This window comes from Rhizobium sp. P1_E6 (assembly GCF_056405875.1).
In genome coordinates this window covers 23855-35493 of the sequence record NZ_JBFUBG010000069.1, presented here as the reverse complement: position 1 = coordinate 35493, position 11639 = coordinate 23855, and the positions used below count along the sequence as shown (strand labels likewise).

General features: G+C 61.1%; 9 protein-coding genes. 1 reads left to right on the top strand and 8 read right to left on the bottom strand.

Going from position 1 to position 11639, the window contains the following annotated elements:
- The 4 genes from AC1D35_RS25600 to AC1D35_RS25585 form a co-directional block, all read right to left on the bottom strand.
- A partial coding sequence (locus tag AC1D35_RS25600; protein ID WP_477940647.1) for an ABC transporter permease occupies nucleotides 1–636 on the bottom strand: 636 nt, incomplete at its 3' end.
- A 23-nt stretch (nucleotides 637–659) separates the two neighbouring features.
- Entirely contained in the window at nucleotides 660–1655 is a 996-nt protein-coding gene (locus AC1D35_RS25595) for a D-2-hydroxyacid dehydrogenase (RefSeq protein ID WP_477940645.1), read from the bottom strand.
- Nucleotides 1656–1775: 120 nt separating this feature from the next.
- Nucleotides 1776–3719 carry an ABC transporter substrate-binding protein gene (locus tag AC1D35_RS25590; RefSeq protein ID WP_477940643.1) on the bottom strand — a complete coding sequence of 648 codons (1944 nt, stop codon included), beginning with the start codon at nucleotides 3717–3719 and terminating at the stop codon, nucleotides 1776–1778.
- Nucleotides 3720–3948: 229 nt separating this feature from the next.
- A complete protein-coding gene (locus AC1D35_RS25585; protein ID WP_113299007.1) occupies nucleotides 3949–4689 on the bottom strand; it encodes a GntR family transcriptional regulator in 741 nt (246 codons plus the stop codon).
- A 226-nt stretch (nucleotides 4690–4915) separates the two neighbouring features.
- Between AC1D35_RS25585 and AC1D35_RS25580 the strand changes: the two genes are divergently transcribed.
- A complete protein-coding gene (locus tag AC1D35_RS25580; protein WP_477940640.1) occupies nucleotides 4916–6958 on the top strand; it encodes a family 10 glycosylhydrolase in 2043 nt (680 codons plus the stop codon).
- 119 nt (nucleotides 6959–7077) lie between these two features.
- On the opposite strand, the gene AC1D35_RS25575 is transcribed toward AC1D35_RS25580, so the two are convergent.
- The 4 genes from AC1D35_RS25575 to AC1D35_RS25560 form a co-directional block, all read right to left on the bottom strand.
- Nucleotides 7078–7629: an NADPH-dependent FMN reductase gene (locus AC1D35_RS25575; RefSeq protein WP_477853762.1), complete on the bottom strand. Its 552-nt coding sequence runs from the start codon at nucleotides 7627–7629 to the stop codon at nucleotides 7078–7080.
- A gap of 280 nt (nucleotides 7630–7909) precedes the next feature.
- Entirely contained in the window at nucleotides 7910–9775 is a 1866-nt protein-coding gene (locus tag AC1D35_RS25570) for an ABC transporter ATP-binding protein (protein ID WP_477940649.1), read from the bottom strand.
- Nucleotides 9776–9813: 38 nt separating this feature from the next.
- Complete coding sequence (locus AC1D35_RS25565; protein ID WP_477940638.1) at nucleotides 9814–10692, bottom strand: ABC transporter permease; 879 nt, start codon at nucleotides 10690–10692, stop codon at nucleotides 9814–9816.
- Between the two features lie 3 nt (nucleotides 10693–10695).
- On the bottom strand, nucleotides 10696–11628 hold the full coding sequence (locus AC1D35_RS25560; RefSeq protein WP_113299012.1) for an ABC transporter permease: 933 nt from the start codon (nucleotides 11626–11628) through the stop codon (nucleotides 10696–10698).
- Nucleotides 11629–11639 lie beyond the last annotated feature (11 nt).

Genomic DNA, 11639 nt, shown 5'->3' with positions numbered 1-11639 from the left:
GCGCACCAGCGCCGCGGTACCGGAGCAGCCAAGAACGATCACGGGCACGATCAGGTGCTGCGCAAGGTCGATGACCTTGCCCCAGCTCCAGGGGGCGTCGACATATTCGCGGGAGAAGAGCCCGTCGATACTGATGCCGAGGAAGCGGAGCGCCGCATACATCAGGATGAGCGCCAGAAGGAAATTCGGGATGGCAAGCCCGACAAAGGCAAAGAATGTGGCGGCATAGTCACCGACCGAATATTTGCGCACCGCCGAATAGATGCCGATCGGCAGCGAGACGACCCAGGTGAAGACGAGCGCCGTCAGCGACAGCACGATCGTCAGACCAAGGCGGTTCCACAACAGATCGGAGACCGGTGCATCCCAATCGAAGGAGCGGCCGAAATCACCGTAGAGCACGATATTGGAGATCCAGATCCAGTATTGCACCCAGATCGGTTCATCGAGGCCGTACTGGCGGCGCAGCATTGCCAGCGTATTGGGATCGACCGTATCGCCGGCCTGCGACATCTGCGCAGCGAGCGTCGTGACGAAGTCGCCAGGCGGCAGCTGGATCAGCGCAAAGGCCACGATCGAGATCGCGATCAGAGTCGGGATCATGTAGAGCAGCCGTTTGAAGACATAACGCAGCATGGCAATCCTCCCCCTCGGTCCTGCTAGGCGTCCTTGGTCCACAAATCTTCCTGTGTCATCCGGTTGAGCAACGGTTCACCGGCCCGGTAGCGGCGGAAGTTCTCGGTGATCACCTCGACGGAGCGGTCGACCTTGTCTGGCAAAGCCGCGGTGAAATGCGGCGTGATGAGCACGTTGGGCGTATCCCACAACGGATGGTCTGCCGGCAGCGGCTCGGGCGTGGTGACGTCGAGCCCGGCGCCGGCCAGCCGCCCCTCCTTGAGCGCCTCGATCATCGCGTCCTGGTCGATGACGCCGCCGCGTGACAGGTTGACGATGATCGCCGACGTCTTCATGCGGGCGAGCTGCTCGCGGCCGATCATCCGATAGGTCGCGTCGGAGAGGTTGAGCACCAGCGCCAGAATGTCGGCCTGTTCCAGGATCTCGTCGATGCCCTCCCCCTTGTCGGCGCTGTACATGCGGTCGACCCCCGGCGGCGGCGCGAGATCGCGGCGGCGGTAGCCGAGCACGCGCATGTCGAAGGCCTTGGCGCGGCTCGCAAGCGCGACGCCCGTATGCCCCATGCCGAGAATCCCGATGGTGCGGCCGTAAAGCGCGCGAAGGTCCATCATCCCGGGCGTGCGATGCCATTCATGGCGCTTCTGGGCATCGTAGAGATCCGGGTAGCGCGAGCAGAGCATCAGCGAAAACATCATCACGTGCTCGGCAAGCGCGGGGCCGGAGCGGCCGGCGGACCCGGTGACCTCAAGGCCGCGTTCGAAGACTTCGGGTCTGGCGGATTTCGTCAGACCGGCATGGTCGCAATGCACCCATTTGAGTTTCGGCGCGCGGACATGGCGATCGTCGAGGTCGCCGGAAAGGATTGCGATCTCGGCCTGCGCAAGCGCTGCCGACACCGCGTTCGGGTCCTTTGTATCCACAAGCAGCATACGGTCGGAACCGATCGCCTCCTGCAGACGCTGCCAGTGCCCGGCTTCGAAGGGAAGGTCGYGTGCGACAAAGACAATACGTTCCGACATCAATGGAATTCCTGGATTGCTGTTTGGCGGAAAAGCGGGCGGCGGCGCCTGCCTCGGCTTGCACATTCGTAAGAAAGGTCCACCCCCGGCAAAGGATAGGACGGGGGCGGAAGGGAAGCCTTACTGCTTGGCCATGAAATACTGTTCGGGATTGGTTGGTCCGGGCGTCGGGTAGATCCACGATGCAGGCATGGAGGCCGGCACGTTATGGAAATTCGTCTTCTTCACGCCGTAGCCGCTCGCCTCCCAGGCAACGCCCATCGTCCAGAATTCATCGGCAGCGATATCGAGGATCTGGTTCATAAGCTTGACCTGTTCGTCGGCGCTCGCCGATGCCTGCAACTGTCCGTAAAGTTCCATCTGCTTGAGCGCCGCGGGTGCCGGTTTTTCGGGCTTGACCTGCGCCGAGTCGGGATTGACGCCGAGGAAATAGGCGGCCCAGGCCGGAGCCCAGTAGTAGCTGTCGGTATTGGACGGGAACCACCAGCGCGGATCGAGCACGACTTCCTGGCCAGATCCGCCGCCGCGTTCCCAGGCAACGCCTTCGAGCTCGCCGGCATCCTGCCGCGTCTGGATCAGCGTGCGGTCGAGCGGCGTCGGGGTCATGGCGATGCCGACCTTGGCCCATTGGGCGGCGACCAGTTCCAGCGCATCGCCGAAGACCGGGTTTGCGGCACTGTAGGCGAAGGTGAAGGCGAAGGGCCGTCCGTCCGGACGCAGGCGCATGCCGTCGGATCCCTTGTTCGGCAGCACCTTGTCGAGGAAGCTGTTGGCCTTTTCGACGTCGTATTCGGTGTACTGCTTGGCAAGGCGCTCATTGTAATAAACCGAGCCTGGCGTCACCGAGGTCTGGGCGATCTGGCCCTGGCCAAGCCAGACGACGTCGAGGACCTCCTGGCGATCCATGCCGTAAGACAGGCCGATGCGGAAGTCCTTGTTCTGGAAGATCGCGCGAGTATCCGGATCCTTGTGGTTGAGGTTGAACATCATGATCATCAGGTTCGGGCTCGCCGGCTTTTCCTCGAAGAACTCGAAGCCGCCCTTCTCCCGACCCTCGAACAGCACCGGCTTGTTGGCGGCGACGGCGAGGTTGCGGTCCTGGAAGTCGATGTCGCCGGCAAGCGTCTTTGCCACCAGGACCTGCGGATCCGACAGCACGTCGAAATGACGGATGTCGATATAGGGCAGCTGATTGCCCGCGGTATCGACCTTCCAATAGTAGGGATTACGCTCGGCAATCGCCTGCGTGGCGGAGCCGCTGCCATAACCGGTCTTGAAGATCCACGGGTTGACCGTCGGCACGTCGATATTGGACCAGAAGTTCGAGCGGTTGACCATCAGGCCAACCCAGTCGGACTGGCCGGAGGCGGAAATCTCCTTCTGGACGTCGGGATTGTATTTCGGGTGAAATTTTTCCAGATAGTGCCGCGGGTAACGGACCGTGGCGTTGTCCAGCGGTCGCGCCGTGGCGAGATATTGCAGGAAGATGCCCTTCGGGTTCTTGAAGTTGAACTGAAAGGTGGTCTTGTCGACCATCTTGAAGTCAACAGGCGAACCGTCGGTATTGATGAAGGGTTCCGAGGGCGTCGGCGTGAACTGCTTGTTGGTGAAGAGATCCTCGTACCAGAAGCGAACGTCGTCTGCGGTGAATGGCGCACCGTCCGACCATTTCATGCCGTCACGCAGATGGATGGTAAAGCTCTTCGCATCCGCGCTGACATCGACGGATTCCGCGATGTTGGGCACGACATCCTTCCAGTCCGGCGACCAGCGCATCAGGTTCTCATAGGAAACCGTCCTCAGGATCCAGCCGTCATCGGAGCCACCGACCATGGCCGAGCGCCAGGTGCCGCCATATTCGCCGACGCGTTCGGCGGGTGTGACCACCAGCGGGTTCTTCGGCAGGCGCTGCTCAAGCGACGGCAGGCTCTTCGCCTCGACCCGCTTGGCCAGCATCGGCGACTCGCCGGCTGCTGCGGGAAACGCGGCAGCCAGGGCAAGGGCGAAGCCGCAGGCGAGCGACGCCCGCCCTGCTCCTGCGCCCACAAATATTCTCGCAAGCATATTCATCCGACTCCTCCCAAAGTCTTTGTGCAGGAAGGTGATGCGTCGCTGCCCGCTACGCCACCGCCCTTTCGGGCTGGCGTCCGGAACCACGCCGACATTCACCAAACATCGAGGATGATAACGGATAGTGTGCGATTTTTGTACAAAAATCCACTAAGTTGCGGAAGTTAGGTAATTTAATGTGCTATTTCATAGGAATAGTCGACGCAAAGCCATCGGTTGCGCTCTAGATTGCCTCGTCGCCGGCATCGCGCAGGCGATCGCGCCGCATATTGGCCAGGAAGACGGCGCGCGAATTGCGCATATGCCGCTCGATGACCTCGACCGCCTTGTCGGGGTCGCCTTTCTCCACCGCCTCGATCAGTTCCCAGTGCTCGTTGCTGGAGCGGCGCATATGGGCGAGCGTCAGCGGGTTCTTGCGCGACAAAGCGCGTAGCCAGCCATTGTGCTGCTTCATGATCCGCACCGCCTCGACATTGAAATGCCGCTCGATGATGAAATCGTGAAAGACGAGATTGTTCTGGTGGAAGCTCGGATAGTCGGCCGCCTCGACGGCCGTCTGACAGCCCTCCTGGCAGCGACGCAGCACCGCCACATCTTCAGGCGTGGCATATTCCACGAAGGTCCTGACGAAATATGGTTCCAGCAGGCCGCGTATGTCGAAGATGTTCTGGACCAGATCTTCGTTGATCAGCCGCACGCGGGCACCGCGATTGTGTGTTATGACGACCAGCCCCTCGCCTTCCAGTGCCTGCAGCGCCTCGCGCGCCGGGTTGGTGCTCGTCTGGTAGCGTTCGGCGATTTCGGAGACCTTCAGCCGCGCTCCGGCGGGGATGCGTCCCTCGAGAATGTCGTCGCGCAGCATCTGCTGCAGGCGTCCGTAACCGGGTTCGCGCACCTCCCGGCTCTCAGTAGCCTTGCCGCGCACTGCGGATGTCTGTCGTTGCCTGACGGCGCGCTGCTCCATGGGTCTCTCTCTTTGCAGTGGGCGCAACTTTTCGCAAACCTAGCACCATTCCACACGTGAAGACCACGATTTTTACAGCTTCTGCGCAAAACACGCTGTCGATCAAATTTGATATTGACAGATCACACATAATTATTGAGTTTTTATGTGTTATTTGGCAACGGTTCGTCTACGAGTGCGCCGGCATCGGAACCGTGCCTGCGAAGCCGAAAATCGGGAGGAAATCATGACGGAGTGGTGGCGCAGGACGCAGCGCATTGTCCAGACAAACCTGCGGCTGATCGATGGCACCCTGGATTCCGAGCGGCTGGCCGCCGATGTCGCAGCCTTCGGCGCAACGGCGATGCTGTTCAACGTCGGCGGCATCTTCGCCTGGTATCCGACCGAACTAGCACTGCAGGCGAAGAACCCCAAGCTGGAGGGAGACCTGCTCGGCCGCATGATCGATGCGGCACACCGCCACGATATCCGCTTCATCGGCCGCTACGACCTGTCGAAAGCGACGCAGCTTGCCTATGACGCGCATCCCGAATGGTTCTGCCACGCTCGGGACGGGCGGCCCTTCGAATATAACGGCACCTATCAGGCCTGCGTCAACGGCGGCTGGTATCACCATCAGGGTATCCACGTGCTGAAGGAATCCCTCGGGCGCTACGACATCGACGGCCTGTTCTTCAACATGTTCGGCTATCTCAGCACCGACTACAGCTACAGGCAGTACGGACTTTGCCATTGCGAGAACTGCCGGCGCGAATTTCGCGCCTTCTCGGGCGAGGACCTGCCTGTGCGCACCGATGTCTCCGACAGGCTCTACCGCACGTATCTGCGCTTCCAGGAGACTACCAGTCGGACGCTGKCGGACGAGATCTACGACGTCATCAAATCCGTCCGGCCAAACGTTGCCGTCTCGAACATGGGCCGAAAGAGCGACTTCTTCCGTGGCGAGGTGAACCGCCGTCTGGACCGCGCGCGTCCCGAATGGGTGCATCTCTCCGGCGAGGAGGCCCGCAACTTCCGTTCGTTCGGCGGCGGCCGCACCCGCTATTCCAGTGCATTGACGCATTTTATCGACTTTCCCTGGCGCTACAGCGCCGAGACGGGAGCGGCACAAGCATTGCGTCTCGCCCAGCAACTCGCCAACGGCGCCGACCCCCATTATTATTTCATGGGCACGCTCGAGCAGGCCGACCGCAAGCCCCTGCCGGCGGTGCGGGCGATCTTCGATTATCATCGCGCCAACGAGGCGCTCTATGGCGATCTGGAGTCCGCCGCCCGAGTCGCGCTTTACACCTCTCACAAGTCGCGCCGCTACCATCCGCGCCGCGGTGCCTCCGTTGCGGCCTTCCGCGGCGCCTATCGGGCTCTCGTCGATGCCGGTATCGTCTTTGACACCATCCACGACCTGCGCGCCGGCGAGGCGGATTTTGCCGAAGCGCACAACCGCTACGATACGATCATCCTTTCCGGTGCAGGCTGCATGAGCGAAGCCGAGGCGAAGTCGCTCGACGCGTTTGTCGAGGCCGGCGGCACATTGCTAATGGTCGGCGATGCCGCCAGCTACGACGAAATGGGCGAAGCGCTACCACAGAACCGGCTGAATTCCCGTCCTTTCGACGAGGTCGAAGAGGTTCTTGAGGATATGCGGGGCGCCTATGTCAGGGTGGGTGCGGGCGCAGTCGGCGGGCTCGATTCCGATCTTATCCTGCTGGATGGCGCCTACCGCCGGGTCACACCGAAGGCTGGCGCCAGCACGCTCTATTCGATCCTTCTGCCGCAGCGTTTTGGGCCGCCTGAATTATGCTATCCGGATCCTGAACTCGCCTCCGACCTGCCGGGCGTGCTGCAGGCACGCTACGGCAAGGGGCAGGCGATCTATATCCCGTGGAATGTTGACATGCTCTATCACGAGCACGGGCTGCTTGAGCATCGCGCGCTCCTGGCCCAGCTAGCGCTGAAATTGGCGCCGGCGAAAATATCGCTGTCCGCGCCCCGGCGGCTTGAAATGACGGTCCAGCGCCATCGCGAAAGCGGCGATCTCGTCGTGCATCTGGTCAATTATTCCGGACAGAACGACAATTGCTACGACGAGCCAATTGCTATCCACGACATGGAACTCTTGCTGGACCTGCCGGTCGCCAGTTGCCACGCGCTGGTCGCCGATCAAATTCTTGCCATTGAAGGCAAAAGCGGGGAGCGCAGAACAGTAAAGCTTCCTCCCATCTCCTATTTCGAGGCGATCCGCTTCAGAATGTTAGAACGCGATGCTTGAAATCGCGTGGCAGTGGAGCCTCCGCCCAGCCAGGCGCTCGAGGATGCGGTGAACAGATAACGGGACAATCCGCGTTTGGTACAAGCGGGCCTCCTTCGACGCCAGCGGACCTCGTATAGCTATCTCTCGGTGGCGAGGACGGCGCGTCGGAATCGGACCAGGCTTGCGGCGAGAACTCCGTCCCGCCTTGCTGCCTCCAGGATCTCCCGCTGCGCCTCATCCGACCTGCCGGCGAGCGGAAGGCGCAAGAACGCCTCAGGTACAATGCGCAGAGACATTGTGGTTAAAACCTCCGTGAGAAGCTCAAGCACGAGATCGCCGCGATGTGAAGCATGCGCGAACATCACTGGCTTAAACGGCACTTCGTCGCGGGACACCAGCCAATCCAAAGCATTTTTGAAACTGCCCGGAATACCGTGGGCATATTCCGGACATGACACTATCAATCCGTCAGCTGCTCTTATCTTCTCGGCAAAGGCCCTCACCGATAAAGGCGTGCGATCGCCTTCATCGTCCGGATTGAAGATCGGAAGGCCTGCGGCAGGCGTACAAATCTCGATCGACACACCATCCGGCGCGCCATCGCGAAGCGCCTCGAGCAGCCTGCGGCTGGTCGAGACTTGGCGGAGGCTACCGCAGAGCGCATAGAGTGAGAGCTGGTGAACGGACATGCGTTCTTCTTAATTCGCTCCGGCAGTTCGCACCACTGGATTCCGTGACTGTTTGCAGCCGGAATTTCGGCAAGTAATCTGCGGGTTATACAAACCCTGCGAATTTTTCCACCGCGCTCGTTCGGAAGTCTTGCCGGCCCCAGGGGGGGGTCAATGAAGCCGCCGGCCAGGCGAGCCACGAAATCCTGAGCAGCTATTCGCTCGCGAGCGCCGCAAAGGTCGAACGTCTCCACCTATACCGGAACAGCGCTTTCCCCTTTGACAGACTCTCGCTGCAAGTTCAGCTGTCAGGGCCGTCCATGACGCTGTGGGTGCTGGATATTTGCCGATATGCTCTTTCCGGCGCTATGTAATCGACAGGGCGGATCGGATTTTTTACCTCATGGGATTCGACCCGGCGCTTGGTCTTCCGCCGCTCCGGATCGGGGATCGGTACCGCATCCAATAGCTTGCGCGTATAGGCATGCTGCGGGTTGCTGAAGATCTCCTCTCGCGTGCCAATCTCGACGATCTCGCCGAGATAGATGACGGCCACTCGGTGGCTGATCCGCTCGACGACTGCCATGTCGTGCGAGATGAACAGGTAGGAGATGCCGAGGCGTTTCTGCAGGTCCATCATCAGGTTGATGACCTGCGCCTTGATGGAGACGTCGAGCGCTGCAACGGATTCGTCGGCAACGATCATCTTCGGTGAAAGCGCAAGCGCGCGCGCAATGCAGATACGTTGTCGCTGGCCACCGGAAAACTGATGCGGCAGACGTCCGGCCATCGCCGGCTCCAGACCGACCTGTTCGAGTAGTTCGACCACTTTTTTTTCGGCTTCCTCCCTGGTGCCCAACCCATGCGTCAGGAAGGGTTCGGCGATTGCCTGGCCGACGGTGCGCCGCGGACTGAGGCTGGCGAAGGGATCCTGGAAGATCATCTGGATATTGCGCCGTGCCGCCCGCAAGCGATYGGCCGGCATCGCCATGACATCTTCGCCGCACAGATGCACCGATCCGCCCTTCGGTTCGATCAGCCGCATGATCGAGCGGCCGATTGTCGACTTGCCGCAGCCGGATTCGCCGACCAGCGAAAGCGTCTCGCCTTGCCTGAGATCGAAGGAGACGTTTTCGACAGCATGGATCCGGTTCGAGACCTTGCCGAACAGGCCAGAGCGGATCTCGAAGCGCGTGGTCAAATTCCTGACAGCGAGCAGCGGCTTGCCCGTAGCGGCAGCTTCTTCCTTCCGCGCCTTATGCTTTTGCACGTCGCCGGAAACCTTGTCGGCGATCGGAAGCGGCTGCGGCGCCGACTGGCCCTTCATCGACCCAAGTACGGGCACGGCATGCAGTAGTGCACGTGTATAGGGATGATGCGCCCGGCTGAAGATCTCCTCGGTGGTACCGGTCTCGACCGCCTCGCCGCGCAGCATGACGACCGTGCGCTCGGCGATCTCCGCCACCACGCCCATGTCATGGGTGATGAACATCACGGCCATGCTCTCCTCCTCCTGCAGTTCCTTGATCAGGTTGAGGATTTCGGCCTGGATCGTCACGTCCAGCGCCGTCGTCGGCTCGTCGGCGATCAACAGCTGCGGTTTGCAGGCCAGCGCCATGGCGATCATCGCGCGCTGGCGCATGCCACCGGAGAAATTGTGCGGATAATCGTTGTAACGCCTGCGCGCCGCCGGGATCTTCACTCGGTCGAGCAGTTTCAGAGCCTCGGCTTCGGCTTGCGTGCGCGAGAGGGGCCGGTGGACTGTCAGTGCCTCGACGATCTGCTGGCCGATGGTGAACACCGGGTTGAGGCTGGTCATCGCCTCCTGGAAGATCATCGCGATGCCGCTACCACGGACTGCGCGCATCTCGTTTTCGGATAGACCGAGCAATTCTCGGCCCTTCAGCCGTACCGATCCGGTGATCTTCGTCTTCTCATCCGACAGGAGCCGCATGATCGAAAACGCCGTCACGCTCTTGCCGGAACCGGATTCGCCGACGATCGCCAGTGTTTCGCCGGCGCGGATATCGAAGGAGATGCCCTTGACGACCTCGTTCCAGCCGTTGGCGGAACGGAAGGCGGTCTTAAGGTTCTCGACCGAGAGGACAGGGGTCGATTCCGCCTCGGAGAGAACCGAGCCTTGCTGCGGAGCTCCAGTTTTCAACATGGCGGTTACCCCGTCCTTTTCGATTGTGGTGATTCCCGTCATTCGGCGGCGTCCGGATCGAGCGCGTCACGGACGGAATCGCCGATGACATTGAAGGCGAGGACGACGATGGTAATCGACGCGCCGGCGCCAATGATCGGCCAGGGCGAACCGAAGACGTTGCTGAGGCCATCGCGGATGATATTGCCCCAGCTTGCCTGCGGCGGCTGCGTCCCGATGCCGAGGAAGCTGAGTGCCGCCTCCAGGCGGATGGCGGAGGCGACCCAGAGCGTCAGCAGCAGGACGATCGGCGCCGAGATGTTCGGCAGGATGTGCCTCAGGATGATGATCGGCGTGCGTACGCCGATCGCAATCGAAGACTCGATATAGGGCTCCTGCTTGATGGAAAGCGTGGAAGCGCGCGCTACGCGGGCAAAGCCCGGCACGAAGGCGATCGTCAGCACACCGACGACATTCCAGAAGCCGCCGCCGAGCGCGGCAGAGATGATGATAGCGAGCAGTAGTTCTGGAAAGGCCATCATCAGATCGATCAGCCGCGTGATGATCCGGTCGGTAATCCCACCGAAATAACCTGCCATGACGCCAAGCGTCGTGCCGATGACGGCGGCAAGGGCCGGCGCCATGAGCCCGAAGATCAGCGAGTTACGCGAGCCGTAGATCAGCCGCGACAGCACGTCTCGTCCGAACTGATCGGTGCCGAGCCAGTATTCGGTGGAGGGATAGGCACCGATCGCAAAATAGCTCTGCTTTAACGGATCGTAGGGCGCGATCCACGGTGCAAAGATCGCGATCACGCAGAACAGAGCGATGACGATCGACGCCAAAATGGTCGACGGCTTCGAGAAGATCGCCCGGCGGATGATGCGAAAATAGTTCGTCTCAAGGACGACGACGGGTGCGTTGTCAGCAAGAGCCATCTCTTATCCTCTGATGCGCGGGTCGACGAGCGTGTAAACGATGTCGACGACAAGATTAACGAGCACGACGGAGAAGGCGAAGACCACGACGCCGCCCTGGATTAGCGGATAATCGCGCACCGAGATCGCGTTGATCAGCGTCTCGCCGATGCCCGGCCTATTAAAGACAAGCTCGATCGCAACCGAGCCCGACAGGGTCGCCAGCAGGCTGAGCCCGAGGCCGGTAACCACGGGCAGGAGTGCGTTGCGCAGGCCATGCTTGAAAATGATCTTGCTCTTCGGCACGCCCTTGGCTCTGGCCGTGCGCATATAGTCCTTGGTGAGGACTTCGAGCAGCGACGTCCTCGTCAGGCGGCCGAGGAAGGCGATCTTGACCATGGCAAGCGTGATAGCGGGCAGGACGAGGTGGTGGAGCCGATCGACGAATCCCTCGCCGCCGCCGTTGATCGGAAACCAACCGAGATTAAGCGCGAAGGCGATCAGCAGCAGGGCACCGAGATAGAAGTCAGGGATGGCATAACCGATCAGAGAGAAGATGCGCATGCCCGTATCCGGCAGCCGGTTGCGCCTGACGGCCGCAAGCACGCCGAAGGGGATGCCGAAGACGACGCCGAGCACGGTTGCGAAGATGGTGAGCTCAATCGTGTAGGGAAGATTTTCGGCCAGGATATCAGCAACCGGCCGATGCTGCATCAGCGACTGGCCGAAATCGAGCCGGATCATGTCCCATAGGAAGGACAGATACTGCTGCCACAACGGGGCATCGAGACCCGTCTGCGCCCGGAACAGCGCGAGCTGCTCCGGGGTCGCGTAATCTCCAAGGGCTACCAGCGCGGGATCACCCGGCAATATCCTCAGCGCCACGAAGACGAGGGTGAGGACCAGAAAGATGGTCGGAATAGCGTCGAGAAGCTTGACGGAGATCATACCGGGCATGACGACCTCGC